The organism is Nocardia asteroides (genome assembly GCA_019930625.1).
Lineage (GTDB): Bacteria > Actinomycetota > Actinomycetes > Mycobacteriales > Mycobacteriaceae > Nocardia > Nocardia sputi.
The window spans coordinates 6,093,218-6,118,593 of record CP082844.1 but is presented as its reverse complement, the minus strand read 5'-3'; the positions used below and the strand labels follow the sequence as shown (position 1 = coordinate 6,118,593).

The 25,376-nt window shown below is 69.4% G+C and carries 23 protein-coding genes and 1 pseudogene; 12 read left to right on the top strand and 12 right to left on the bottom strand.

Translation table 11 applies throughout. The annotated features are described in order from the left end of the window. Positions 1-11: 11 nt before the first annotated feature. The 3 genes from K8O92_27605 (at position 12) to K8O92_27595 (ending at position 3,074) form a co-directional block, all read left to right on the top strand. Positions 12-1,067 (top strand): ABC transporter substrate-binding protein, encoded by a 1,056-nt coding sequence (locus K8O92_27605; GenBank protein UAK31507.1) that lies wholly within the window; start codon positions 12-14, stop codon positions 1,065-1,067. Next, positions 1,064-2,158, top strand: a complete 1,095-nt coding sequence (locus tag K8O92_27600) for an iron ABC transporter permease (protein ID UAK31506.1) — start codon at positions 1,064-1,066, stop codon at positions 2,156-2,158. Before K8O92_27605 ends, K8O92_27600 begins: the two co-directional genes overlap by 4 nt. A gap of 82 nt (positions 2,159-2,240) precedes the next feature. After that, positions 2,241-3,074, top strand: coding sequence for a heme ABC transporter ATP-binding protein (locus K8O92_27595; GenBank protein UAK31505.1), 834 nt, complete (start codon positions 2,241-2,243; stop codon positions 3,072-3,074). A 189-nt stretch (positions 3,075-3,263) separates the two neighbouring features. On the opposite strand, the gene K8O92_27590 is transcribed toward K8O92_27595, so the two are convergent. From K8O92_27590 to K8O92_27580, 3 genes are read right to left on the bottom strand one after another with little or no spacing between them, the layout of a single operon-like run. Next, the gene (locus K8O92_27590) at positions 3,264-5,357 is read right to left on the bottom strand and encodes an MMPL family transporter (GenBank protein UAK31504.1); all 2,094 of its coding nucleotides are present in this window, start codon (positions 5,355-5,357) and stop codon (positions 3,264-3,266) included. A 15-nt stretch (positions 5,358-5,372) separates the two neighbouring features. Then, a complete protein-coding gene (locus tag K8O92_27585) occupies positions 5,373-5,909 on the bottom strand; it encodes a hypothetical protein (GenBank protein ID UAK31503.1) in 537 nt (178 codons plus the stop codon). A gap of 6 nt (positions 5,910-5,915) precedes the next feature. Beyond that, the gene (locus K8O92_27580; GenBank protein UAK31502.1) at positions 5,916-6,269 is read right to left on the bottom strand and encodes a hypothetical protein; all 354 of its coding nucleotides are present in this window, start codon (positions 6,267-6,269) and stop codon (positions 5,916-5,918) included. A gap of 153 nt (positions 6,270-6,422) precedes the next feature. On the opposite strand from K8O92_27580, the gene K8O92_27575 reads away from it, so the two are divergent. The 3 genes from K8O92_27575 to K8O92_27565 all read left to right on the top strand — a co-directional run bounded on the left by K8O92_27575 (position 6,423) and on the right by K8O92_27565 (position 8,813). Continuing rightward, complete coding sequence (locus tag K8O92_27575) at positions 6,423-7,433, top strand: hypothetical protein (GenBank protein UAK31501.1); 1,011 nt, start codon at positions 6,423-6,425, stop codon at positions 7,431-7,433. 77 nt (positions 7,434-7,510) lie between these two features. Further along, positions 7,511-7,732: a DUF5703 family protein gene (locus K8O92_27570; protein ID UAK35977.1), complete on the top strand. Its 222-nt coding sequence runs from the start codon at positions 7,511-7,513 to the stop codon at positions 7,730-7,732. A 4-nt stretch (positions 7,733-7,736) separates the two neighbouring features. Beyond that, positions 7,737-8,813: a quinone-dependent dihydroorotate dehydrogenase gene (locus K8O92_27565; GenBank protein ID UAK31500.1), complete on the top strand. Its 1,077-nt coding sequence runs from the start codon at positions 7,737-7,739 to the stop codon at positions 8,811-8,813. Between the two features lie 15 nt (positions 8,814-8,828). Here K8O92_27565 and K8O92_27560 read toward each other — a convergent pair whose 3' ends face one another. Beyond that, positions 8,829-9,212, bottom strand: a complete 384-nt coding sequence (locus K8O92_27560) for a hypothetical protein (GenBank protein ID UAK31499.1) — start codon at positions 9,210-9,212, stop codon at positions 8,829-8,831. Positions 9,213-9,981: 769 nt separating this feature from the next. Here K8O92_27560 and K8O92_27555 point away from each other — a divergent pair. Together K8O92_27555 and K8O92_27550 are read left to right on the top strand one after the other, a co-directional pair. Continuing rightward, positions 9,982-11,484 (top strand): hypothetical protein, encoded by a 1,503-nt coding sequence (locus K8O92_27555; GenBank protein UAK31498.1) that lies wholly within the window; start codon positions 9,982-9,984, stop codon positions 11,482-11,484. A 278-nt stretch (positions 11,485-11,762) separates the two neighbouring features. Next, positions 11,763-13,595, top strand: a complete 1,833-nt coding sequence (locus K8O92_27550) for a long-chain fatty acid--CoA ligase (protein UAK31497.1) — start codon at positions 11,763-11,765, stop codon at positions 13,593-13,595. Positions 13,596-13,650: 55 nt separating this feature from the next. Here the strand turns inward: K8O92_27550 and K8O92_27545 are convergent, their stop codons facing one another. Further along, positions 13,651-13,797: a hypothetical protein gene (locus tag K8O92_27545; protein ID UAK31496.1), complete on the bottom strand. Its 147-nt coding sequence runs from the start codon at positions 13,795-13,797 to the stop codon at positions 13,651-13,653. Between the two features lie 427 nt (positions 13,798-14,224). Here K8O92_27545 and K8O92_27540 point away from each other — a divergent pair, with 427 nt between their 5' ends. Further along, a complete protein-coding gene (locus tag K8O92_27540; protein UAK31495.1) occupies positions 14,225-14,377 on the top strand; it encodes a hypothetical protein in 153 nt (50 codons plus the stop codon). Between the two features lie 171 nt (positions 14,378-14,548). Here the strand turns inward: K8O92_27540 and K8O92_27535 are convergent, their stop codons facing one another. The 3 genes from K8O92_27535 to K8O92_27525 all read right to left on the bottom strand — a co-directional run bounded on the left by K8O92_27535 (position 14,549) and on the right by K8O92_27525 (position 17,388). Continuing rightward, entirely contained in the window at positions 14,549-15,742 is a 1,194-nt protein-coding gene (locus tag K8O92_27535; GenBank protein ID UAK31494.1) for a glycosyltransferase, read from the bottom strand. A 158-nt stretch (positions 15,743-15,900) separates the two neighbouring features. Beyond that, a complete protein-coding gene (locus tag K8O92_27530) occupies positions 15,901-16,320 on the bottom strand; it encodes a hypothetical protein (GenBank protein ID UAK35976.1) in 420 nt (139 codons plus the stop codon). Positions 16,321-16,437: 117 nt separating this feature from the next. After that, positions 16,438-17,388, bottom strand: a complete 951-nt coding sequence (locus K8O92_27525; GenBank protein ID UAK31493.1) for a MerR family transcriptional regulator — start codon at positions 17,386-17,388, stop codon at positions 16,438-16,440. A 72-nt stretch (positions 17,389-17,460) separates the two neighbouring features. Between K8O92_27525 and K8O92_27520 the strand changes: the two genes are divergently transcribed. After that, on the top strand, positions 17,461-18,117 hold the full coding sequence (locus K8O92_27520; protein ID UAK31492.1) for a maleylpyruvate isomerase family mycothiol-dependent enzyme: 657 nt from the start codon (positions 17,461-17,463) through the stop codon (positions 18,115-18,117). 60 nt (positions 18,118-18,177) lie between these two features. On the opposite strand, the gene K8O92_27515 is transcribed toward K8O92_27520, so the two are convergent. From K8O92_27515 to K8O92_27505, 3 genes are all read right to left on the bottom strand, one after another. Beyond that, the gene (locus K8O92_27515) at positions 18,178-18,711 is read right to left on the bottom strand and encodes a YbhB/YbcL family Raf kinase inhibitor-like protein (protein ID UAK31491.1); all 534 of its coding nucleotides are present in this window, start codon (positions 18,709-18,711) and stop codon (positions 18,178-18,180) included. 22 nt (positions 18,712-18,733) lie between these two features. Further along, positions 18,734-20,095, bottom strand: coding sequence for a M20/M25/M40 family metallo-hydrolase (locus tag K8O92_27510; GenBank protein ID UAK31490.1), 1,362 nt, complete (start codon positions 20,093-20,095; stop codon positions 18,734-18,736). A gap of 128 nt (positions 20,096-20,223) precedes the next feature. Then, entirely contained in the window at positions 20,224-20,790 is a 567-nt protein-coding gene (locus tag K8O92_27505; protein ID UAK35975.1) for a GtrA family protein, read from the bottom strand. A 35-nt stretch (positions 20,791-20,825) separates the two neighbouring features. On the opposite strand from K8O92_27505, the gene K8O92_27500 reads away from it, so the two are divergent. Together K8O92_27500 and K8O92_27495 are read left to right on the top strand one after the other, a co-directional pair. Continuing rightward, positions 20,826-23,240: a hypothetical protein gene (locus tag K8O92_27500; protein ID UAK31489.1), complete on the top strand. Its 2,415-nt coding sequence runs from the start codon at positions 20,826-20,828 to the stop codon at positions 23,238-23,240. Between the two features lie 303 nt (positions 23,241-23,543). Next, positions 23,544-24,347: pseudogene (locus K8O92_27495) on the top strand (serine/threonine protein kinase). 802 nt (positions 24,348-25,149) lie between these two features. On the opposite strand, the gene K8O92_27490 reads toward K8O92_27495, so the two are convergent. After that, positions 25,150-25,323, bottom strand: coding sequence for a hypothetical protein (locus K8O92_27490; GenBank protein ID UAK31488.1), 174 nt, complete (start codon positions 25,321-25,323; stop codon positions 25,150-25,152). Positions 25,324-25,376: the final 53 nt, after the last annotated feature.

Sequence of the window (25,376 nt, the reverse complement as noted above, 5' to 3'; positions counted from 1 at the left end):
GCCTTGCCTGCATGAGCACAGCAGTGGCCCGGGGTGGGCGTGGGAACCGAGTCCGAGCCGTGTGGTGGCGTGCGGCGGCGGCTCTGCTCGCGGCGTGCCTGCTGGCGGGGTCGGTGGCGTGCGGCGGCGACGCGGGTTCCTCGCACGGCGGGCACGGGCCCACCACGGCGACGCTGACCGATCTGGATCCGGTGCCGATCGGGCCGGAGCTTACGCCCGCGTTGCCGGTGACGGTGCGTTCGTTCGACGGCGCGGAGGTCACCGTCACCGACGCCTCCCGCATCATCGCCGTGGACCGCTACGGCACGCTCGCGCAGATCGTGTACGCGCTGGGGCTGGGTCCCAAGCTGGTCGGGCGCAGCACCTCGGCGGCGTTTCCGGCGGTGCGCGAGGTGCCCAACGTGGCGGGTGGCAACGGGTCGCTGAACATCGAATCGGTGCTGGCGTTGCGGCCGTCGGTGTTCTTGACCGACACCACCAGCGCCGCTCCCGCGGTGCGCGAGCAGTTGCGCGCGGCAGGTGTCACGGTCGTCTATTTCGACCCGGAGCGCACGATGAACGGGGTGACGCCGCAGATCGAGGCGGTGGCGGGCGCGCTGGGGGTGCCGGAGCGGGGGCAGGCGCTGGCGCAGCGCACCCGCGACGAGATCGCCGCGGCGAGCGCCGCGGTACCCGATCAAGACCCGCAGTTGACCATCGCGTTCCTGTATCTGCGTTCCACCGCGATCACGATGCTGGCGGGCCCGGGGTCGGGCGCGGACGCGTTGATCGCGGCGCTGGGTGCGCGCGACGCGGGCACCGTGGCCGGGTTGACCGAGCCGTTCACCGCGATCACCAGTGAGGCGATGATCGGTGCTGCGCCGGATGTGCTGCTGGTGATGTCGGATGGTCTGAAGTCCGTCGGCGGTGTGGAGGGGTTGCAGAAGGTGCCCGGTATCGCGCAGACCCCGGCCGGGCGGGACCGGCGGGTGGTGGACATGTCGGATGCGGTGCTGCTGAGTTTCGGGCCCAACACCGGCCGGGTGATCGCGGCGCTGAGCGCGGCGGTGTACGGCACCGGGGCATGAGCTTTTCGGGGACTCGGGCGGCGCGGCCGCCGGTGACGTCCGTGCCGAGGTCGCGGGGCCGTTCCCGGGTGCTGCTGACGTTCACGATCGCCGTGGCGGGTCTGGTGGCGTTGGCGGTGGTGTCGGCGGCGATCGGGCAGGTGCCGACGACGCCCGCCGAAGTGGCCGGCAGCGTGCTGCACCGGATCGGGCTGGATATCGGGCCGATGCCCGCGCATCCGGCGGGTGAGGTGACGCTGTGGGAGGTGCGGTTCCCGCGGGTGGTGCTGGCGATGCTGGTCGGTGCGGCGCTGGCGACAGCGGGTGCGTTGTTGCAGGGTGTGTTCGCCAATCCGCTCGCCGAGCCCGGGGTGATCGGGGTGTCGGCGGGGGCGGCGGTCGGTGCGGGCACGGTCATCGTCGTGGGCGGGGCGTTCGTGGCGGCGTGGTCGGTGGCCGCGGCGGCGTTCGTCGCGGGGTTGGCGACCACGTTGCTGGTGTATCTGCTGGCCCGCTCCGGCGGCCGCACCGAGGTCGTCACGCTCGTGCTCACCGGGGTCGCGATCAATGCTTTCGCGGGCGGTTTGATCGCGTTGCTGCTGTTCGTGGCCTCCCCCGCGGCGCGCGACCAGATCGTGTTCTGGCAGTTGGGCTCGCTCAACGGCGCCACGTGGGAGTCGGTCGGTGTGGTGGCGCCGCTGGCCGCGGTCGGAGTCGCCGCGGCGGTGCTGCTGGCGCCGCGGCTGGATCTGCTGGCGCTCGGGGAGTCCGCGGCTCGTCATCTCGGGGTCGATGTGGAGCGGCTGCGCCGCAACGTGATCGTGGTGGTGGCGGTCCTGGCGACCGCCGGTGTCGCGTTCACCGGCATCATCCTGTTCGTCGGGCTCATCGTCCCGCACCTGGTGCGGATGCTCGTCGGTCCCGCCCACCGGGTGCTGATCCCCCTCAGCGCCGTGGTCGGCGCGGTGGTGCTGCTGGCCGCCGACGTCAGTGCCCGCTCCCTGGTCGACAACGCCGACCTCCCGCTCGGCATGCTCACCTCCCTCATCGGCGGGCCTGTCTTCTTCTGGCTGCTGCGCCGCACCCGAGCCCGCTCCGGAGGCTGGGCATGACCCCTCCTTCAGCGGCACATGGCTGCCGCGAACACCGAGAAGACCTCACGATGGTGTGCCCCTCAGGGCAGGGGGGTGTGCAGTGAGCGTGTTGCGGACGGTGCACCAGTTGCCGGAGTGGCCGCGGAAGGGGGATGCGACGGTGCGGGCGGACGGGGTGAGCGTCCGGCGCAGGAGTGGCGGGCAGTCACGGCTGGTGCTCGACGGTATCGACTTCGAGGCGGTGGCGGGGCGGATCGTGGCCCTCGTCGGACCCAACGGCGCTGGCAAGTCGACGCTGCTGGCCGCGTTGGCCGGGGAATTGGCGCTCAGCGCGGGGACGGTGGAACTGGACGGGCAGCCGTTGTCGCACTGGACGACGCTGGACATGGCGCGGCGGCGAGCGGTGTTGCCGCAGACCCATACCGTGGGCTTCCCCTTCACCGCACGCGAAGTGGTGGCGATGGGCCGCGCGCCCTGGGTGCGCACCGAGCGCCGCGAATTCGACGAGAAACAGATCGCCGCGGCGATGGCCGCCACCGACGTCGAACACCTCGCCGCCCGGTCGTTTCCGACCCTGTCCGGCGGTGAACGCGCTCGTGTCGCGCTGGCGCGGGTATTGGCGCAGGACACCGCCACGTTGCTGCTGGACGAGCCCACCGCGGCTCTGGATCTCGGGCATCAGGAATCCGTGCTGGGCTTGGCCGCCGCCCGCGCCGCCGAAGGCGCCGCCGTGGTGGTCGTCCTGCACGATCTCGGTATCGCGGCCGCCTATGCCGACCGCGTCGCGGTACTCGATTCCGGTCGCCTCGCCGCGGACGGACCGCCCCGCGACGTGCTCACCACCGAACTGCTCACGCGCGTCTATCAGCACCCGGTCGAAGTGCTCGACCACCCGGTCACCGGCGCCCAACTGGTCCTGCCCGTGCGCCGCTGAGCTCGAGCCACTGCGATGGCCGTCGTCGCCGTGGCCGGGCGCCGCCGATCCGCCCCGCTTCGGGCGCGTTCTCTATGCCACACCGAGGTGTGCGTCGGGTCGATACGCCGGGTCGCACACGCGGTGGCGCCGCCCACCGCAACCGCAGGCTTGCCAGCCGGAGCCGTGGTGGGCTGCGGCCGGACGGCGTTATCGCCAGATCAGTTTCAGCACCGCGGGCGTCAGCAGCATGCGGATCACGGTGGCGTCCAGGATCAGCGCCGCGATCATGCCGTAGGCGATGTATTTCATCAGCACCAGATCCGAGAACCCGAACGCGCCGGTGACCACGATGAGGATCGCGGCCGCAGAGGTGATCACGCCGCCGGTGTGGGCGATGCCGTAGCGGATCGCCTCGGGCGGGTCCGCGCCGGCGGTGCGGGCCTCCGACACCCGCGACAGCAAAAACACCTCGTAGTCGGTGGACAACCCGAACACCACCGTCACGATCAGCGCCAGCACTGCGAACATCAACGGTCCCGGGGTGAAGTGGAAAACCCCCGCGCCGTGCCCCTCGACGAACACCCAGGTCAGCACCCCCAGGGTGGACACGAGACTGAGCGCGCTCATCGCCACGGCCTTCAGCGCCAGCACCAGCGAGCCGAACGCCGCGTACATCAGCGCCAGCGCCGCCGCCACCAGGATGGCCAGCAGCGTCGGCAGGCCGTCGAGCAATCCGTTGATGCTGTCGCGTTCCAGTGCGGGCACACCGGCGATCATCACCCGCACCCCGGGTGGGTCGGGGATCGCGCGCAACGCGTCGATGACCCGGTCGGCGTCGCGTTTGTCGGCCAGCCCGGCGGCGAGCACGTTGATGCCGTCCTTGGTAGCCGCTGCGGGCTCGAAGCGTCCGGTGAGACCGGGGACCTGGTTGGCGGCGTAGCGGATGTCGCTCAGTTGCCGCGGGTCGGCGCCGACGACCACCAGTTTCAGAGGTTCGGTGCGGAAGCTGGGAAACAGTTCGTCGAACCGTTCCTGCGCCACCCGGGCCGGGCTGTCGTCGGCCAGGTACCGTTCGCTGAGCCCGCCGAATTCGATGTGGCGCATCGGGATGCTCAGCGCGAGCAGCGCCAGCACGATGGGCACGGCCACCGCCAGCGGGCGGCGCATCGCCCACAGCGCCAGACGGGAGAAGAATCCGGCGTCGATCTGCGCTTCGGTTTTGCTGCGGGAGAACCGTTTCCAGCCCAGGAAGTCGATACGGCGTCCGACGATGCTCAACGCCGCCGGGAGCGCGGTCACCGACAGCAGCGCCGCCAGCAGGACCGAGCTGATGCCGCCCAGCGGCACCGAGCGCAGTACCCCGTTGGGGAAGATGAACAGCGCGCCCAGGCTGACGGCGATGATCGCCGCCGAGAACAGCACCGTGCGCCCGGCGGTGGCGACCGTGCGGGCGGTGGCGTCTTCGACGGTGTGGCCTGCGGCGAGTTCCTCCCGGAACCGGGTGACGGTGAACAGGCCGTAGTCGATCGCCAGCCCCAGGCTGACCAGGGTCATCACCGCGCTGGCGAAGACGTTGACGTCGATGTGGTCGGTCAGCAGCCGCAGCCCGCCCTGGGTGCCCAGGATCGTCATGCCGCCGATGAGCACCGGCAGCAGCGCCCCGATCACGCCGCCGAACACGAAGTACAGCAGGATCGCCACCAGCGGCAGGGCGATCATCTCCGCGCGCCGGATGTCGCGTTGCATGCCGGTGTTGATGCCTTCGACGATCGGCTGCAACCCGGCCAGTTGCACCGTCGTGCCGCCGGGGCCGCCGCCTGCGCGTCCGGCGCCGAGATGGTCCTTGATCGCGGTGTAGTTCTCCACCGTCGCGGTGCCCGAGCCGCGCAATCCGACGCTGGCGAACGCGTGGGTGCGGGTGGCGTCGGTGGCTTGGGCGGAGAACGGGCTGTCCCAGTAGCTGTCGATCTTCTGGATGCGGTCGGGGTAGGTGGCCAGCAGTCCGGCCAGCTGCCGGGTGACCGGGCCGCGGACGGCCGGGTCGTCGACGGTGGCGCCTTCGGGCGCGGTGTAGAGCAGGATGAGGTCGCTGTCGGTGTCGCGGCCGAAGGTGCCGTCGGCCAGTTCGGCGGCGGCGACCGATTCGCTGCTCTCGTCGAACCAGCCTTCTTGCGTCAGCCGCCCGGCCAAGTCGCGGCCGTACCAGCCGGAGACCAGCACGAACAGCACGAAGAAGCCGAGGACGAGGAAGCGGTGGCGGTGCACGAACCGTCCCCACCGCAGTGATCCGGAACGGCGCATCGCGTCGCGGCCCGGTCAGCCGCAGGCCGGGGTGCGGTAGTCGGCCGAGCGCAGGATGCCGCACAGGTCGGTGCGCGAGATCTTCCACTTGCCGTCTACGAGCACGAAATGCACGACCGTGGTGCGGACCGCGGTGCCGGTGCCGTCCTTGTCCAGCCGCATGGTGGCCGTGAGCGTGCCGTCGTGGTTGTCGAACACCGGGTCGGTCACGCCGTAGACGGCGCGCGGGTTGTCCTGCAGCGCCTTGTACATGTCGGGGATGGCTTGGCGGAAGGATTCCCCGTCCTCGATGAGGGCGGTGCGCTCGCTGTCGGGCAGTGCCGGGTCCAGCGCCCGCTTGATCTGGGCGTCGAGGTCGGCGGCGGTGGGCAGCGGCGGGTGCGCGGCGCTGGAGGAGGCGGCGATCGAGGACGACAGCGACGCGTTGGCCGACGAGCGGGCGGCGTCGACGGCGGCGTCGTCGACGGTGTCGCTGCCGCACGCGGCGGCCGCCGCGGCCAGCAGCAGGCCCGCGGCGGTGAGCGCGGCGCGGGCGAGTCGTGTGTGGGTCATCACTTCCTACATACCTTCGATGACGGAGCTGATCCGTCCCAGCAGGGCACGCACGGTCGTGACGTCCCGTGCCGCGGCGTCGACCGGCGCGGCGTCGGGGATCATATCCCGCACCAGGGCGGCGACACTGCGTTCGTCGTCGAGGTCGATGTCGGTGACCCTGGCTTCGGCGACCGCGAGCACGTCGTCGGGGCCGGGGACGACCTCGCCGAGGTCGCGGCGGTAGATCTCCAGTGTCAGGGTGGCGCGGACCGTGCGGAACGCGAAGGGGTGGCCATCGGCGGTGGACCCGAATCCGTGCGCGTACGGGCCGACGGTGATGTCGTCGATGGCAAATTCCGACGGATGGTCGGTTTCCAACCCGGATCTCCCTGTATCGGACGGTGTGAGACTCCACCGTAACCCTGAGCACCGACATTCCGCTCGAGCCGATACCCGGTCGGTCGGTTCGTTACGTCATCATGGTCAGATGGAAAGGTTGCGGATGATTCGTCGGTAGAAGGAGTTCGGTGGATGCGCCCTCGCGGCTCGGTCGTCTCGGCATTCGCGGGTGTGGCGGTGCTGGCGTTGCTGGCGGGATGCTCCTCCGGCGGCGGTCCCGATCTGCCGACCAGGGAACCGGCCACCGCCGCGGACGCGCCCGCGGCGACGACACCGCCGGCCGGGCGGGTACTGCCCGCGGGCCCGATCACCGCGCTGGAAGCCGATCCCTCCAGCGGGCTGCTGGTGGGCCTGGACGGCGCCGTTCTCACCGTCATCGACCCTGACGCCGCCCCGCCCGTGGTCCGCACGGTGCGGCTGCCGAAGCGTGCCGGCGGTCTCGCGCCGGGCAGGCCGGGTGAGATGCTGGCGGCCGCGCCGGGCCGGGTGCTGCGGGTGGATCTGACCTCGGGCGCGGTCGGTGAGGTGGCCGTCGACGGCGACGTGCGGTCGGTACGCGCCCGCCGGGACGGCGGGTTGCTCGTCGGCACCGCCGACGGCCGGGTACTGGAGCTTGCCCCCGGCGGCGAGGTGACCCACACCGTGTCCGGGCTCGTCTCCGCCGACGCACTCGCCGAAGCCGACGGCAAGCTCACCGTGCTCGACCGGCGTCAGACCGCGATCTTCGAGTTCGACCCGGCCCAGCAGCGCCCCGGATTGGCGCTGCGGGCCGGTGACGGGGCCACGCAGCTGATCGGCGACACACGCGGCCGGTTCGTGGTCACCGATACCGCCGGGGGCGAACTGCTGGTCTACACCGCCGGACCGCTCGTGTTGCGCCAGCGTTTCCCGGTAGGATCTTCGCCTTACGCACTTGCCTACGATCAGCGGTCCGACACCGTGTGGGTGACGTGCACGCAGCGCAACGAGGTCGTCGGATTCGACCTGTCGACTGGTATACCGAAGGAAGTGGGCCGCTACGCCACCGTCCGGCAACCGAACTCGGTGGCCATCGAGCAACGCACCGGCGATCTGTTCGTAGGGTCCGCGACCGGCGAGGGTCTGCAACGGATCGGTGCGGACGATCGGAAGAGAGGGCACTGATGGCTCGGACATCACGCGCGGGCGACGATTCCGCGGCATCTGCTGATCCGACAGCTCATCGGGGGCGCGGGCGCGCGCTGCCCGCGGGCTGGGAAACCACGAGCGACGACTACGAGTACGTGCCGCTGCGGCTGCCGCCGGATGTCACGCGGGTGACCGCGTCCATGCGGCTGGCGATCCAGGCCGAGTTCGGTGGCTGGGAACTCTCCCGCGTGCGGGCCTACACCGACGGCAGCAGGCGGGTGCTGCTGCGGCGGCGAAAATCCGCACTACTACCCCAGCCCGAACCCGGAATGTGAGCCGATGTACGCCCTGCTACTCCGACTGATGTTCCTGGTCGCGCCGGAACGCATCCACCACCTCGTGTTCGCGGCCATGCGGTTCGCCGCCTGGTTACCGCCCCTGCGCTGGGCGATGAGTCAGATCCTGCGCACCCGCGATCCGATCCTGCGCACCGAGGCCTTCGGGGTCGAGTTCCCCGCGCCGCTGGGCCTGGCCGCCGGTTTCGACAAGAACGCCGACGGCGTCGATGCCTGGGCGCCGTTGGGGTTCGGTTTCGCCGAGATCGGCACCGTCACCGCGCAGGCGCAACCGGGCAATCCGGCGCCGCGGCTGTTCCGGCTTCCCGCCGATCGGGCGCTGATCAACCGGATGGGTTTCAACAACCACGGCGCCGCCGCGGCCGCCGAACGTCTGCGCAGGCGGCGTGGCGGGGTGCCGATCGGCGCGAACATCGGCAAGACGAAGGTCGTCGAGCCGGATGCCGCGGCCGCGGACTACGCCGCCGGCGCGGCGCTGCTGGGGCCGCTGGCCGATTTCATCGTCGTCAACGTCAGCTCCCCCAACACCCCCGGCCTGCGGGATCTGCAGGCGGTCGAATCGCTGCGCCCGCTGCTGCGGGCGGTGCTGGACAGCGTGCGGGTGCCGGTGCTGGTGAAGATCGCACCGGATCTGTCCGACGAGGACATCGACGCGGTCGCCGAACTGGCCGTCGAACTCGGCCTGGCAGGCATCGTGGCCACCAACACCACCATCCGCCGCGACGGCCTGCGCACCCCGGTCGGTGAGGTCGAGGCCATGGGGGCGGGTGGTCTGTCCGGTCCGCCGGTCGCCGACCGTTCGCTCGAAGTGCTGCGGCGGCTGTACCGGCGCGTCGGCGATCGTCTGGTGCTGATCTCGGTCGGCGGTATCGAAACCGTCGACCAGGCGTGGGAACGCGTCCTCGCCGGTGCGACGCTGTTGCAGGGCTACACCGGTTTCATCTACGGCGGTCCGTTCTGGATGCGCAGGATCCATCGCGGCCTGGCGCAGCGGTTGCGCGCCGAGGGGTACGGCAGCATCGGCGAGGCAGTCGGCGCGGAGCACAAAGCGCACGCCTGACCCGCGCGATGGCGTTCAGCCGTGCACGAACGGTGTTTCCGGGCTGTGCGATCGCCGGTCGCGGGTATCGTGCCCCGGCGGCGCCGGATCCTCCTTCGCTGCCAATTGCCGGCCCAGCCGCGCCGCCATGCGCTTGGCGAGCAGGATCACCGCGTGGTCGCGCAAGATGCCCAGTTGGTCGGCGTAGACGTCGACGCGGGCTTGTGCCATGCGGTCGTGCACGAGGTGCGGGTCGCTGAGCAGTTCGTCCAGGTGCATGCCGGCCAGCGCCTGACTGCGGGTGAGCCGTCGGTCCGGCAGCCAGCTCAGCCGCCAGTCGTCGGTGGCGTCGGTGTCGCGGCAGGCCGATTCCGGGGTCAGGTCACTGGTCATCGTCCACTCGGTGGTGTGGATGGTCATCGCGGTCTCCGGTGCGACAGGTGGAGTGAGGCAGGCTCCAGGGCGCTTCGAGTTCGATGATCACGAATGCCTCCGGTCGTGCATCTGTTGGTGCGGCGCGGTGGATGTGCCGCACCTGCCGTGTGCTGTGTCGGTGGGCGCGGGCAGCCCGTGCCCGGGCCGAGTGGCCCGCGGCCGGCCCAAGCCGTCGAGCGCGTCGCTCGGCAGCGGTGCGGTCCGGTGATGTACGGGTGTGTCGGCGAGATGGGTCGGCGGTGAGTTCGCCGCAGCTGTGCGGTCCACGCCTGCGGCGTGGTGCGGTGCGGCCGGTGAGGGACGTTGCCGGGGCCGACGGCGCCCGTGACAGGGGGATACCGGGCGTCGGCGACGTCTGGAACGAATCCGTCCTCGTCGGAGGCGTGGTCGGCGGGGAAACGCCATGAAGAGCACGCAGGCCGGTCGATGTCCGGTGCTCGGTGCCGCGAGCGTAGCTCACGGGCCGTTCAGTCCATCACCGACTTCGGCGCCGGGTCGATCTCCGGTGCGGCGGGGCGGTGCCGCCGTCGCCGTCGGAGCCGCTTGATCTGAAGTAGCATTCTCGTCACCAGCCCTCCCGATGCGCCTGGTGGAGCGATGGGATCGCCACAACCATTGTGGCATTTGCCGTTCCCCGAGTGCAATTGCCGTTGTAATTTGGTAATTGACATTTCGCCTGCTGGATAAACCCGATTTGCGCGGCGTAGGCGCGTACACGCGTCGGTCTCCCGCCGATCGAGGAGGTGGCATCGCCATGGTCGCGCCCGATCCGGGAATGGTTGCCATTCGCGATATCCTCACCCGGCTGTGCACGCGCTCGGGTCTGAGCTCGGATCGGTTGCGCAGCACCGAGATCGACGTGCTGCCGCTACTGGATCTGCTGGCAGTGCGCCAGTTCGCGCGACGGGCGGGCGTCCCGCGGGAAGAGGCGGTGCTGCCGGTGGTACGTGAGCTGGCGCGACGATTGACGCCCAGTGATCGTTTCATCACCGACGCGGAATTGTCGCTGGGACTGTTGCGCGAAAATCCGCCCCCGGATGTGGATCCCGCCCGGCTCTACGCCCATGATCTGGGCGAGCGCCGCGAATACCTCACCGAAAAATGGTCGGTTCTGCACGAAACGTCCGGGGCGCAACCGATTCCCCGCACGCTGACGGTGCGGTCCCTGCGCGGGACTCCCGCGCGTCGCGCGTTCGCCGAACTGGCCGTGCGGTTGGCCACGGCCTCGGTATTCGCCGGAGCACATGCCGTGGACGCTGATTTCTCATCGAAAGAGTTTGCTCCGCAACGGAATTCGTCAGATCGCCGCGGCGTGGTGACCGTGATCGGCGACGCGGTCATCGACCACATGTACGTGGTCGACGAGATCCCCGGTCCGGGTGCCGCCGCGCGCGGCAGTTATCAGGAGCATCCCGGTGGCAAGGGACTCACCCGCGCCGTCGCGGCCGCCCGGCTCGGCCTGCGGGTGCGGCTGATCTCGGCGGTGGGCGACGACGGCGCAGGCGACCGCATCCTGGAGTATCTGCGCAGCGAAGGTGTCGACACCGAACTGGTGAAAGTGGTGCCCCATGCGCCGACACCGGTCACGGCCGTGATCGTCGCGAGTACAGGTGTGGCCAGCCGAGTCGGCTGCAAAGACGAGCGAATCCGGTTGAGCGCCCCGGATTTACGCGGCCACGCCATCGCATCGGCGATCGCGGGTTCCGAGGCGCTGCTGCTGACCTTCGAGCAACCCGCCGGGGTGCTCGAGCTGATCTTGGCCCAGCTGCGCAAGCTCCCGGCCCGCCCGCTGGTGGTCGCGCATCCGGCCCCGCGCCTGGATCGCCCGCAATACCTGTATCGGCATCTCGGCGTGGTGGACTACCTCGTCGGCGGCGACAAGGACCTGGAGGCGCTGGCGATGGTCGCCGACGGCGCGACCGCATGCGGTGCACAGACCGCGACGCGGTTGCGGGCGCTCGGCGTGGGCACGGTGTGCGCGCTGCGGGATTTCCGGTGCGCGGTGTGGTCGGATGAGGTCGACGACCGATTCCAGCCCTATCCGACCGCGCTCGAGCGCTCTGTCGGCGCTCATGCCGCCTTCTGCGCCGCTCTGGTCTACCGTCTGCTCACATCGCGGCGCCCCGCCGCACGCGAGGACTACCTCTGGGCGACCGCCGCCATGGTGGCGACCCAATCGGTGGGCGACGTTCCCGGAGCCATGCCGCTACCCAGTGAGATCGACAGGATTTCCCGGCTGGCCGTACACGAGCCTTGACCGGCCTGGCGACGCCCGGCACCGGTTCGTCGTAAGGGCAGTGATCCGGCAGTCCGCAGTGCGGCGACGAGCCCGATCATTGCCTGAAGGATTGTTGAAGTTCGGCCCACCCGGATTGCCGCGTCTGGCTACGATGAGTGAGCCGCGCCACACGTGGCGCACCGACTCGTGAGAGACTGATGGAGCATTCACCGCATCACGTCAAATTTCGAGTTTCGGATCGGGCATCGGCGCACACCGGCGTCCGGTTCACCCCCAGCGATATCGGGAACAGGGATATGACGACAACAGAAATCGGATACGCGCACCAATCGGGCAAGACGGTGTACACCGTGCCCGCCGCATTCCAGGAGACCGCGCGGCTGCGCCCGGAGCAGATCGCCTTGCGCAAGGTCGGCGGCACGCAGGAATACACCTGGCGCGAGTACGCCGAACGGGTGCGCTCGATCGCCGCGGGCCTGGCCGGTCTCGGCATCGGCCACGGCGACACCGTCGGCATCATGCTGACCAACCGCCCCGAATTCAACCTCGTCGACACCGCCGCACTGCACCTGGGCGCCACCCCGTTCTCGATCTACAACACCAGCTCCCCCGACCAGATCACCCACCTGTTCACCAACGCGGGCAACAAAGTCGTCGTGACCGAACAGGTCTTCCTCGACCGCATCACCGCCTCCGGTGTGCCGATCGAGCACATCATCATGGTCGACGGTCCCGCCGAGGGCGCCATCACCCTGGAGCAGGTCGAGGCCGCCCCCGCCGCCGACTTCGATTTCGACGCCGCATGGCAGGCCGTCGGCGCCGACGATCTGGCCACCCTGATCTACACCTCCGGCACCACGGGGCCGTCCAAGGGTGTGGAGATCACCCACCGCAACGTGCTCGCCCAGATCATCGCCCTGGTCAACGGCCCGCTACAGGTCGGCCTGGACGACCGCGCAGTCTCCTACCTGCCCGCCGCGCACGTCGCCGACCGGATCTCCGCCCACGCGATCAACCTGCTCACCGGCATCCAGATCACCACCGTGCCCGACCCGCGCGAAGTCGCCGCGGCGCTGCCCGACGCGCGCCCGACCGCCTTCTTCGGCGTGCCCCGCGTGTGGCAGAAGATCAAGGCCGGTGTGGAGGGCAAGCTCGCCGAAGAGTCGAGCCCGGTCAAGAAAGCGCTGGCCAACTGGGCGATCGCCACCGGAGTCGCCGCCGCGCGCGCCGATCTGGCAGGCAAGGGTCGCGGTCCTCTGCTGAGCGCGCAGCACAAGATCGCCGAGACGCTGGTGTTGTCCAAGTTGCGCCACGCACTCGGCTTGGATCAGCTGACCGTCGCCTCCTCCGGCGCCGCCCCGATCCCGCCGGAGACGTTGGAATACTTCTTGGGTCTCGGCTTCACTGTGAGCGAGGTGTGGGGCATGTCGGAGACCACCGGCGTGGGCACCTTCACCGAGCTGGACAAGCCCCGCCCCGGCTCGGTGGGGCGCCCGGTCGACGGCATGGAACTGCGGCTGGACGCCGACGGCGAGGTGCTGGTGCGCGGACCGATCGTCACCCGCGGCTACCGCAACATGCCCGACAAGACCGCCGAGGCCATCGACGCCGACGGCTGGCTGCACACCGGTGATGTCGGCACTCTCGACGCGGATGGTTACCTGCGGATCGTGGACCGCAAGAAGGAATTGATCATCAACGAGGCGGGCAAGAACATCGCCCCCAGCAACATCGAGAACGCGGTGAAGGCCGCTTCCTCGCTGATCGGCCAGGCCGTCGCGATCGGCGACGCCAAGCCCTACATCGCCGCGCTGATCGTGCTCGACCCCGACGTCGCCGCGATCCGCGCCAAGGAACTCGACGCCACCGGCGAGGACATCGCCGCCCTGGCCACCCGCCCCCAGATCGTCGACGAGGTGCTGGCGGCGGTGCAGGCGGGCAACGCCAAACTGTCGCGGGTCGAGCAGATCAAGCGGTTCACCATCCTCGGTGCCGTGTGGGAGCCCGGCGGTGAGGAGCTGACTCCGAAGATGTCGCTCAAGCGCGCCCCCATCGCGGCCGAGTACCAGGCCGAGATCGAGGCGCTGTACGCCAAGGAACCCTCCGATCGGGTGATCAACGTCAAGTAGGCGGCGCGCCGAAAGCATTGTGGCCCTGAGTATTACGCTCAGGGCCACAGCGCTCTCACGGTTCCAGATACAGCCGCTCACAGGGCAAGCGCGGATACCCGTCGGTGTCGTCGGCCGACACCTCGACCGCCTCGTGCCAGTGCCGGGCACGCCACTCCTGCACGAACAAGCACGCGGCGGTGACGCACGCGACGAAGTCCATCCGGGCACCGTGCCAGAACACCGACAGGTGGACATCCGGCTCGCAAGGCCTCGGAGATTCCCGCCGCTCATCACGGTTCACTGTCGCTCCCTACGCTCTTGTAGCGCGCCAGCAAACAAGTATCGCATGTGCCGAACCCGCAGTGCACCAACATGATCCAGGGCCCCTTCGCACCCCTGCGCATACACGCGGCCCGTCCTCCGGCGAGCGGCGCGCTCGGCGGCACAGCCACGAATCGCGGCGACCACAACACTCCCGGAAATCCGGAAACCACTGCGCGGGCACACGACCCACGCACGGAACCCGGTCCCCCGATCGGCAGGACTCGGCAACGCCACCGTGCCAGCCGCCCGCACCACCGAGACGTCGAGCCGGAACAGTTCCGCGAACAACGTCATGTCCTCCGGCAAATCGGGCTGTGTCAGAAATGTCCACCGTTGCGACCGGGGATGCGATATCGGTATTCGACTCCGAGTCGTTCGAACAGGGCGTGTCCCGCGGCTACCGGTTGATGGGCAAACTGATATCACTGGTTCCGGCCGTGCGGATGATCGCCCAATACCACCGCTACGCGTTCTGAATCGTCTACCCAGCACCGGGTTCCGACGCGACAACGGATAGGGCACAATCGGCGGGAGACATAGGTGTTCGCGTTCGGGGCGCCGGGGTGCGGGCCGGTGGCAGAGCCACACACCATCGCAGACCGGCGACCCGCGATCGTGTCCGCATCGGGCCGGGTGCGGGTGGAGTCTCAGCTGATCGCGTCGATCAGCAGTTTCGCCGCCACCGCCGCCCCGTCCGCGCGGATCATGTCGGCCACCGCGCTCGCGCGCGCTCGGGTGGTGGATGCCAAGGCGATGTCTAAAGCGGCGGACAACGACGCGGTGCTGGGGTCAGCGTCTTCGCATGCCGCGCCGACGCCGAGATCGGCTACTCGGCGCGCCCAGTACGGCTGGTCCATCATCTGGGGTACCACCACTTGAGGCGCGCCCGCCCGTGCGGCGGCCGTCGTCGTGCCGGCGCCGCCGTGGTGGATGACGGCGGCGACCCGAGCGAACAGCGCCTGATGGTCGACCTCGCCGACGGCCATGCAATCGGGCAGGTCATCGGTCAAAGCCAACTCGGCCCAGCCACGAGAAAGAAGCACACGGCGGTTGTGGGCGCGGATCGCTTCGATCGCCGCCCGGGCGATGCCGGCGCGCATCGGCATACTGCCGAACCCGACGTACACCGGTGGTGTGCCAGCGTCCAAGAACGCCGACAACTCGGGGGGCAATGCGCGTTCGTCGGGCACGATCCAGGCACCGGTCTGCACAACGTTCAGATCCGGCGATGGCGACCATGGACCCAGGACCGGGTCCGCGGCCAGCCATGGGCTCTCGGTGATGACGTGGTCGCGTACCGCGGCTACCGGCGGTAGCCCGAGCGCCGCCCGGCCGGTGTTGAGCGGGTAACCGAACTGCGCGTTCCAACCGTGGGTGTCGATTTCCCACAGCAGCTGGTTGCCGATGGCGGCCGGTGCGGGTCGATCGCCCGGCAGCGGCATCGGCGGGTGATGTGGCGAGGGCAGGGTGGTCGGCTGGTAGGTGACGTACTGGTAGTGGATGCCCAGCTTCTCGGCGACGGACCGGGCCGCGATCTGTGTCACGCCGGATGCGACGACCACGTCGCATCCGGCGGCCGCTGGAAGGATCGTGTCGAACTGAATCGCGGGCCAATCGGTCACGTACTGCGACAGTTCGACCCGCGACAGCCTCCCGCCTCCCGAACCGGCCTTCAGCGGCCCCAGCGGCACCAGCGACAACCCGAGCTCAGCGCAACGCGGCGCGATGTCCGGCGGCGCGCACACACGCGCTTGGGCGCCGAGCTCCCGCAACCACAGCGCGAGCCCCAACAGCGGCTCGACGTCCCCACGCGACCCGCTGGCCACCAATAACGCCCGCACGTGTCACCGACGATCCGCAGCCGGATCCGCAGTGAGCCATTCAGTCAGAACGAGGTCATCGATGCCGCCCATGCCAACCATCATCGAGCCGAAGCGCCATGCCACGACCCCAGAATCGTTCCCACCCTTGAAAATCACCTGTGTGTGACGTCGAACCCCTAGCCCAACTGCTCTACGGCGAAGCCGGTGAGCAGTACGGCGAAGCCTCCGATCTCGCCGATGATCAGGGCGACGAGGACGAAACGCATCGAGGGCGGTGGGTTGCGCATCTGGTTGTCGGTTTCGCGCTGCAATCCCAGGCGGATGTAGTTGGAAATGGTGACTGCGAACAGCAGGACTATCGCACCGGCGGCTGTGGCGTTCACCGCGGTCGGCCAGCCGGACAGTTCGACGAACAGTGCGATCAGTCCGGTCGCGAACGAATACAGCAAAGCGGCTCGGTGGGCGATGTCGACGTAAGGATGTGCCAGACCATCCGGGGAGGTGGTCATCGCCTGCCACTTCCATACGCCGAGAATCAGTGCCCACAGAAAGATGAGCCCAGCGAAGAACAGTACCCAAGCCGTTTCCGTGCGAATGATCAAATCCGTGCCCTCATCACTCCATCGCGCACCCACTTGGGCGGCCGTCCAGCGGCAGAGTACCGCCTTCGGCCGACCGTGGCGCGACAACGACAACCACTGCTGGGCATACCCTCAGCAATCGAGTCGGCCACCATCCAGCGATGCCTGATCGGCCCATCGTGCCAGTGCTCGGTAGAGCCAATACTGAGCCGCCCCGGTGGTCCTGGCGCCGGTGATCCGAGTGGTGAGCGTCCAGTAGCGGTGGATGCGAGGGTCGGTGTCGGTGGCGTCGGCGAGCAGTTGGCGCCGCAGGCGCGGGGTGTCGCGGTCGCGTCGAGCGGCTGCGTGGGCGTGGACGAATCGGTCGAGTTCGGGACCGGGGTGCGGTTCGCGGTATGTGGTGATGAGCGAGTCCACGCTCTCGCAGACTTCGGCCACCGCGGTCAGCAGGGCGCGTTTGTCGCCGATTCCGGCGGGATCTGTGCGCCAGAGCTGGTGTGAGAGTGCGGCGCTCAGGGCTGGGTCGGCGATGCCGATGGCGAGTTCGGCGTAGGCGAGGACGTGCCGAGGATCCGGGTCGGCCGGCAGGTCGGGGATGTTCATCGCGACGAACCCGTCGAACATCGCCGGCGGTAGAGGTGCGAGCAGTCGTCGCCAGAACCGCACGAGCGCGTCGTGCGCGTGGCTGCGGTCCTGCACGGCGGCAAGCATCTTCAAGCGTGCGGCGCGGTCGGCGGGGGCAGCGTTCTCGACCGCGACCAGCGAGGCCCGTCGCCAGGCCAGTGCGCCGAGTTCGGTGTCGAGCGCGGCACGCTCGGCGGCGACTGCTTCGGCGATCGAGATCCCGCCGGTGAGAACGTCGGTGATCGCGCACAGGCTCAGACCGAGTGCGCGCAGCCGACGCACCAGCAGCACCCGATCGGCCGCGGTCACCGGATCGAACAACCGGTGACCGCCTCCGCTGCGCCGCGACTCCAGAATCCCTTCGTCGCAGTAGAAGCGCAGCGTGCGCACCGCGACGCCGGTCGATCGCGACAGCTCCCCGATACTCACCAGGCCGTCGCGGCGTGTGTTCTCCGTCACGATCGCTGGAACCTCCACCCGAGTGGAGTTCCTACCGTACCGGAACACCCACTGCGACAAGGAGCTACACCGATGACCGAGGACACCACGATGAGCGCCGAGCAGATCTGGCGGGCTGTCGCCGCCGAACGAGCCGGTCTGGCCGCGCTGCTGGCACAACTGCCCGAAACCGGCTGGGACCACCCTTCGCTGTGCGAGGGCTGGCGGGTGCGTGAGGTCGTCGCGCACCTGGTCCTGTCGGCCCGCGCCGATATCGGCTGGATTCTGGTCAATCTGATCCGCGCCCGAGGCAGCCTGGACCGAGCGATCCGCGATACCGCCATTCGCCACGCGGACCGCGTCACGACCGGCCAGTTGCTCGATGAACTGCGTGGCAGCATCGACGCGCGGGTCACGGCGCTCGGCACGACACCGGCGGACCGGCTGATGGACCTGCTGGTGCACGGCCAGGACATCGCGATCCCGCTCGGCATCGCCCGGGAGATGCCGAGCGCCGCCGCGCGAGTGGCGATGGAGCGAATCTGGACGACGGGCGCCCCTTTCCACGCGCGGAGGAAATTCGCCGGCTACCGTCTCGTCGCTACCGACGCCGACTGGGCCGCGGGCGACGGGGCGATCATCACGGGCCCGATCGCTGCCCTCCTGCTGACCGTGACCGGTCGCAGCCAAGCGTGGGACCAGCTCTCCGGAGACGGGGCGGCACGGTTCGCGGCAGATGACCGCCCGTAGGCGGCGGAACGCATTGTGGCCCCGAGCGTCCGCTCGAGGCCACATTCCGGCGAGGGTGCCCTACTTCTGCTCGTAGGTGCCGATCAGGGTGGCGCGCGCCAGCGTGTGGGAGAACAGGTTGAAGCCGAGGTAGGCGGGCGTGGCGCTCTCGTCGATACCCAGGCTGTCGACGTCGACGGCGTGAACGACGACGAAGTAGCGGTGGGGGCCGTGGCCGGGCGGCGGGGCGGCGCCGACGAAGCCGTGGAAGCCGCCGTCGTTGCGCAGGGTGATCGAGCCGGTCGGCATGGCGCCGCCTTCCTCACCGCTGCCCGCGCCCGCGGGCAGGGAGGTCACGCTCGCGGGGATGTCGGCGACGGCCCAGTGCCAGAAACCGGAGGCGGTGGGTGCGTCGGGGTCGTACACCGTCACCGCGAAGCTCTTGGTCTCCGCCGGGAAGTCCGACCAGGACAGCTGCGGGGAGATGTCCTTGCCTCCCGCGCCGAAGATGCCGCTGACCTGATCGTTGCCCAACGGCTGCCCGTCGGTGACGTCGGTGGAGGTGAGGGTGAACGACGGCACCTGGGGAAGCGCGTCGTAGGGGTTGTAGGTCATGGAACCTCTTTTCGAGTCGGGTTCAGCTGTGCAGTAGGAAGTGTTCCAGCACGCGAGTGCCGAATTCGAGAGCCTCCACCGGCACCCGCTCATCGACGCCGTGGAACAGGGCGGTGAAGTCCAGCTCCGGCGGCAACTGCAGCGGCGCGAAACCGAAGCAGCGAATACCCAAGCGGGCGAACGCTTTCGCGTCCGTGCCGCCGGAGAGCATGTAGGGCACGGTGCGGCCCCGCGGATCATGGGCCAGCACGGCGTTGTTCATCGCGTCGACCAGATCGCCGTCGAAGGTCGTCTCATAGGAATCGAGCTTGGTGATCCACTCGCGTTCGACGTCGGGGCCGATCAACTCGTCGACCTCACGTTCGAACGCCGCCTGCCGCCCGGGCACCACGCGGCAGTCGACCACCGCCTCGGCGGTCTGCGGGATCACGTTGGCCTTGTAGCCGGCTTGCAGCATGGTCGGATTCGCCGTGTCACGCAGTGTGGCGCCGATGATCCGGGAAATGGTGCCCAACTTCGCCAGCTGTCCCTCGATGTCGGGGCTGGTCGAATCGAACTGCAGGCCCGTCTCCTCGGCGACGGCGGCGAGGAAGGCGGCCACCGAATCCGACAGCACCACCGGGAAGGTGTGTTTGCCCAGCCGGGCCACCGCGTCGGCGAGGATGGTGACGGCATTGTCCTCGTGCAGGAACGAGCCGTGGCCCGCGCGGGCCTTGGCGCGCAACCGCATCCAGCCCAGCCCCTTCTCCGCGGTCTCCACCAGGTAGAGCCTGCGTTCGGTGCCGTCGGGCCGCGGCACGGTCAGCGAGAACCCGCCGACCTCCCCCACCGCCTCGGTGACGCCGTCGAAGAGGTCGGGGCGGTTGTCCACCAGCCACTGCGAACCCCATTTGCCGCCGTTCTCCTCATCGGCGAGGAAGGCGAAGACCAGATCCCGCGGCGGCACCGTGCCCTCGAGCTTGAACTGGCGGGCCACCGCCAGCGTCATCCCGACCATGTCCTTCATGTCGATCGCGCCGCGACCCCACACGTAGCCGTCGCGCACCGCGCCGGAGAACGGATGCACGCTCCAGTCCGCGGCCTCGGCGGGCACCACATCCAGATGCCCGTGGATCATCAGGGCGCCGCGCCGCGGGTCCGCGCCTTCCAGCCGCGCGAAGACATTGCCGCGACCTTCCGCTCCGGACTCGACGTACTCGGTGACATATCCGGCCTGGTGCAGTTGGTCGGCCACCCACTGCGCACATTCGCGCTCTCCCTTGGTGGTGGCCAGGTCACCGGTATTGGAGGTGTCGAAGCGGATCAGCGTGCTGACCAGCTCCACCACTTCCGACACCGCGCGCGAGCTTCTGTTCGGGTCGATTCCTTCGCCAGTTGCGGACACGTCCCCCTTCCTACCACCCGCGCGGTGGCGCAAACGTGTGACCGGGGTATCGCGACGTGGCGCCGCTACCCGCACGGTGGGCGATCACGCGCGACAGGGTTGCGGTCAGGGTGATCGCAACCGCGCGTTCACACCGTGCCGGGGCGGTCCACCTCGTGCGGGAACACCACCCGCACGAACGCCCAGAATCGGAACACCATGCCCAGCGCCGTGCCGATCAGCTGGGCGGCGACGAAGTCGGCCACGTTCTGAGTGAAGCGGGAGACCTCGGGCACCTCCAGATGCAGCACATACCGCGACACCCACAGCGGTGCGGTGTTGATCGCGACGGCCAGGAAACTGACCAGATAGAACAGCGCGGCCTCGTGATGCCCGCGCCGCCCGCCGCGCGCATCGAAGGACCACTGCTTGTTGAGCACGTACGACAGCGTGATCGCCGCCAGCACCGCGACCACCTTCGCCGTGACCGGGTGCGACTCGAGCACAGTGCTCTTCAATGTCAGGAAGACCGCGGTGTCCAGCGTGAACGCCGCGAGGCCGACGGAGGCGAAACGAAATAGTTCTCGACGCCGTGCCTCGCCCCCCAGCACGGACGTCACCCGAGCGAAAACGGGGCGTTCGGAAAACAGCACAGGTAAAGTCTCCGGCACATGTCCCGACCCCACAACAAGATCGGCGGATTCACCGCACCGCATGTTCCGCGGGTGCACGGTCGGTGGATCGCGGGCAGGTGAGTAGCGTGAAAAAGGCCAAGCGGCGCAACCGTCTTCGGCAGGCAGAGTCCGACGTCCCCGCCTACGCCGTGGAGCCGATCGCCGTGATCGGCATGAGCTGCCGCTTCGCGGGCGGCGCGGATTCCCCGGAAGCGTTGTGGCGGTTGCTGATCGAGGAGACCGACGCGGTCGCCGACCAACCGCCGCCCGGTCGCTGGCCGGGTGACTACCGTGACCGTGACCGCGCCGCCGCGGGCAAAACGGTATCGGTCGCCGGTGGATATCTGCCGGACGTCGCCGGTTTCGATGCCGAGTTCTTCGAAATCACCCCGCGCGAGGCGACCGATATGGATCCGCAGCAACGCTTGGCGCTGGAATTGGCGTGGGAGGCGTTCGAGGACGCGGCGATCCGGCCCGATCGAATTCCGCGGACCGGCGTGTATTTCGCCAACAAGTTCAACGACTACCGCGCCGTCAAACTCGCCAGGGGCGCCACCGCGATCACGCCGTTCACCAGTACCGGAGACGTCGAGGGCGTGATCGCCAACCGGGTGTCGTACTTCCTGGGTCTCGACGGCCCCAGCATGACCGTGAACGCCTCCTGCGCCGGGTCCCTGGTCGCGGTGCACCTGGCCTGCCAGGCGCTGCGCGCGGGTGAGAGCACGCTGGCCGTCGCCGGTGGTGTGCAGCTGAATCTGATCCCGGAGACCGCGATCGGGCTGTCCGCTCTGGGGGTGCTGTCCGAGCGCGGCCGCTCGCGCACCTTCGACGCCTCCGCCGACGGCTACGTTCGTGGCGAAGGCGGCGCAGTCGTGATTCTCAAGCCACTGCGGCAGGCGCTGCGCGACGGCGACCGCGTCTACTGCACGCTATTGGGCAGCGCCACCAACAACAACGGCAGGCATCGCTCCATGCCCGCCAGCAGCGCCGATGGGCAGCGGCAGTTGTTGCGGCGCGCCTGCGCGCACGCCGGGGTCGATCCCGCCACCATCGACTACGTAGAGGCGCACGGCACCGGCACCGCTGTCGGTGACCGCGCCGAGTTGTCCACGCTGGCCGAGGTCTACGGCACCGGCCGCGCTCCCGAAGCGCCGCTCATCGTCGGCTCGATCAAGACCAATATCGGGCACACCGAAGCGGCGGCGGGCCTGGCGGGGCTGGTGAAGGTCGCGCTCGCCCTGTCCCGTGGTCGCATTCCGCGCAGTCTCCACTTCGACCGCCTCCCAGCGGAATTCGATTCGAAGACCACGGGACTGCGGATCGCCGACGCCGCGTTGCCGTGGCCACGGCACGACGGCCCGGCGCGCGCGGCGGTGAGCGCGTTCGGTTTCGGCGGCTCCAATGCTCACGTCGTGGTCGAAGCGGCGCCCCTACCCGGCCCGCTGACCGCGCCCGCATTCTCGGAGCGGCTGGTGGTGCTGTCCGCGCGCACCGAGACCGCGTTGCGCGCGCACGCGCAGCGGCTACGTGAGCATCTCGTGCGCCATCCCGGCATCCGCCTCGGGGACATCGCGCACACTCTCGCGACGAGAACACCGTTCCAGCATCGGCTTTCGGTGGTGGCCGACGAGGTGGACCAGGTCGTCGAGTTCCTCGACGGCTACCTCGGCGAGACCGCTCCGGAACGGGCAGGCGACGCGGAGCGCAAAGCGCTGAACCTGGTGCTGTCGGCGGCGCTACGCCCCGGCACGGTGGCCCGCCGGGACTTGCTCACCGCGGCGGGGACACTGTTCCAGCGTGGCATCGAACTCGACTGGGCGGCCGTGAACCCGCCCGGACGTCCGATCTCGCTACCCACCTATCCCTTCCAGAGGGAACGGCATTGGGCGGATCCGCAGACACCCGCCGGGGAACGCGGCGGCACTCCGGCGGCGCCGACCGCCGCCACCGACCCGGTCGAAATCGCTGTACGGGTCGATCATTCGGCCGCTGTCCGCGTGTGGTCGGAGAAGCCGACCGTGCCATCGATGCCGACCGCCGCACCGGCCGTGCGAGATGCGGCAGCGCAGTCCGCGACCACGCAACAAGGACCGCCGCAAGCCGCTGACGATTCCGGCGTCGCGGCGCTGGCCGTGCTGGTCACGCGGGAACTGGCCGAAGTCGTCGGCATCGCCCCCGACCGGGTCGCCGCGCGCCAGAACTTCGATCAGCTCGGCATCGGTTCGGTGCACGCCGTGGAGCTGTCCGCCCGCCTCGCCGCCCGTCTCGGCATCGACGTTCCCGCCGCTATCATCTGGGGTTGCCCGACGGTGGAGTCGCTGGCCGCCGAACTGAGCGCCAGACTCGGGCCGGGTCACGCACCGGGGGAGCCGCTCGCCCGCACGACCAGTACACCTATAGCGGATCCGGTACGGCCGGTGGACCCGCTGACGCCGGAGGAGGTCCTTTCCACCGCCGAATTGGTGGCGTTGAGCCGAGAACTGCTCGGCTGAACAGGCTTTCGGCAACAATTCGGCGACGCGGCAGATCCGACGGTGGACGCACTGTCGCCCGCCTGCAACAGCGACGTGCGGCGCGGCCAGGCCTCGTGTGGACCAGGAAAGCGAGCACTTCTACCGCTCCCACGCCCGGCCACCGATTTCGACACCTCGGCTGGCCGAAGCTTCACCGGGAAGCTGTCGGCGTCCGCGTGCATGCGGTAAGGAAGTGAGCGGCATTCGCCGACCCGGCTCGTCTCCGGTCCGGGGCGTTATGCTGCCCTCGGTCCGGGTGGGTTTGGTCTAAGGGGGCTACAGGTGTTGAGGCAGCATGAGTCGTTCGCCGGCTACCTGGTGGAGGGCGTACTCGGGCAAGGAGGCATGGGCACCGTTTATCTGGCCCGGCACCCGCGCCTGCCGCGGCTGGTCGCGCTCAAACTGCTCAATCGCGGGGTGTCCGAAGATCGAGAGCTGCGGCGGCGGTTCGAGCAAGAAGCCAATGTCGTCGCGCGCCTGGACCATCCGGGCATCGTCGGCGTCTACGATCGCGGCACCCACGACGGGCACCTGTGGATCTCGATGCAGTACATCCGCGGCACCGACGCCGCCCGGCTCGATCCACGCACCGCGAGCCCGGATCAAATCGTCGGCATCATCCGCGATACGGCCCACGCGCTCGACTACGCCCACAGCCGAGGTGTGCTGCACCGCGACATCAAACCGGCCAACATCCTGATCGCCGAGCCGGAAGCCGGGCGCGAAAGCCGCGCCCTGCTGACCGATTTCGGGATCGCGCGATTGCTCGACGCCGACACGAAACTGACCACCACCGGCACATTCACCGCCACCCTCGCCTACGCCTCACCAGAACAACTCTCCGGTGAGCCGGTCGATCACCGCGCCGATCAGTATTCCCTCGGCTGCACCCTGTACACCCTGCTGGCGGGACAGCCGCCGTATCCCTCGACCAATCCCGGTCAGATCGTCGCAGGGCATCTGGCCAAGCCGGTGCCGCGGCTGAGTGATATCCGTCCCGCGTTGCCCCGGCGGCTCGACGACGTCATCGCACGCGCGATGGCCAAACACCGGGACGAACGATTCGCCAGCTGCGGCGACTTCGCCACGGTCGCGGCGGCGGCGCTGCGCGGGGAAGATCCCGGTGCGTGGGCCGCACCCGCGCGAACCGTGGTCAACCAGAGATCCGCTCACCCGGCCGTGGCGGTCGATCCGTGGCTTCGTTCCGGACCGTCCGAGTTCCACCAGCCTCCCGACCCGATCCCGCGCGCGGAGTTCGGCCCCGCCGCGCGTGCCCTCGCTCCCCTCGGCGATCGGCGGCCCTCCGGGGTCGTCGCCAGGATCGGGGCCGTCGTCGGACTCGGTTTCGGTGTGCTCGTGGCCCTGCTCGTCGCGCTCGGGGTGGCCGAGTGGGCAACCCGGCGCAGCGGCGGCCACGGCCGAACGCCGCGGACAACGGCCATTGATCTCGTCGGGCCCGTGGCGGCCTCTTCGACGATGTCGCTGCTGCTGATCTGCGGTTCCCTCGCACTTTTCGCGGGCAGACGCGCCGGGCGTATCGCTGTGGCGCTGGGCACCGGGATTCTCACGTTGCTCGGGGTGATCGCGGTAGGAGCCAGCCTGGGCAACACCCTCGGGGAGGTGGTGTTCTCCGGCACGATACTGATGTTGGCGTTCACAGGATTGGCGTGCACGGTGTCTCCCTCAACCAAGCGGTGGATCGCCTACAAGCGATCCAGGACCCGGTGAGGTGCAAGACCGAGGCAGCTGCCTGGTGACCCGCCTCCGGGACTCGTCGGTGCGCTTGTTCCCTCGGCCAGAAATGATTCCCCCGTCGCGGCGGAAGCCGCGCGAGCAGGCAGCTCGATGGCCGAAGGCTTGCACCCGGGGCGGTCGGCAGCGGCTCGGTTCACGAGCTCAGCAGTTCACGGGCCAGCGCTTCACTCCACCAGTGTTCGACCATCGCGGGCGACCAGCCGCGTTCGACGGTGAATGTGGTGTAGACGTCGATGTTGCACAGCCCGGCGTAGATGTCGGCGCGAGTGCGTCGATACCCCACCGCCCGCGAGGCGTGGCGCGCCACCGCCGCCTCCGCGGGCGTCGGCGCACCGGAGACGTAGAAACCGCCGTCCGCCG

Excerpts from the sequence above, each read along its gene's own strand:
- K8O92_27605 (UAK31507.1), top strand. The coding sequence starts at position 12 with ATGAGCACAGCAGTGGCCCGGGGTGGGCGTGGGAACCGAGTCCGAGCC.
- K8O92_27540 (UAK31495.1), top strand. The coding sequence starts at position 14,225 with ATGTCCACCGTTGCGACCGGGGATGCGATATCGGTATTCGACTCCGAG.
- K8O92_27575 (UAK31501.1), top strand. The coding sequence starts at position 6,423 with ATGCGCCCTCGCGGCTCGGTCGTCTCGGCATTCGCGGGTGTGGCGGTG.
- K8O92_27550 (UAK31497.1), top strand. The coding sequence starts at position 11,763 with ATGACGACAACAGAAATCGGATACGCGCACCAATCGGGCAAGACGGTG.
- K8O92_27560 (UAK31499.1), bottom strand. The coding sequence starts at position 9,212 with ATGACCATCCACACCACCGAGTGGACGATGACCAGTGACCTGACCCCG.
- K8O92_27505 (UAK35975.1), bottom strand. The coding sequence starts at position 20,790 with ATGCGGTGCGGTGAATCCGCCGATCTTGTTGTGGGGTCGGGACATGTG.
- K8O92_27520 (UAK31492.1), top strand. The coding sequence starts at position 17,461 with ATGACCGAGGACACCACGATGAGCGCCGAGCAGATCTGGCGGGCTGTC.
- K8O92_27600 (UAK31506.1), top strand. The coding sequence starts at position 1,064 with ATGAGCTTTTCGGGGACTCGGGCGGCGCGGCCGCCGGTGACGTCCGTG.
- K8O92_27590 (UAK31504.1), bottom strand. The coding sequence starts at position 5,357 with ATGCGCCGTTCCGGATCACTGCGGTGGGGACGGTTCGTGCACCGCCAC.
- K8O92_27515 (UAK31491.1), bottom strand. The coding sequence starts at position 18,711 with ATGACCTACAACCCCTACGACGCGCTTCCCCAGGTGCCGTCGTTCACC.
- K8O92_27545 (UAK31496.1), bottom strand. The coding sequence starts at position 13,797 with ATGGACTTCGTCGCGTGCGTCACCGCCGCGTGCTTGTTCGTGCAGGAG.
- K8O92_27585 (UAK31503.1), bottom strand. The coding sequence starts at position 5,909 with ATGACCCACACACGACTCGCCCGCGCCGCGCTCACCGCCGCGGGCCTG.
- K8O92_27555 (UAK31498.1), top strand. The coding sequence starts at position 9,982 with ATGGTCGCGCCCGATCCGGGAATGGTTGCCATTCGCGATATCCTCACC.
- K8O92_27565 (UAK31500.1), top strand. The coding sequence starts at position 7,737 with ATGTACGCCCTGCTACTCCGACTGATGTTCCTGGTCGCGCCGGAACGC.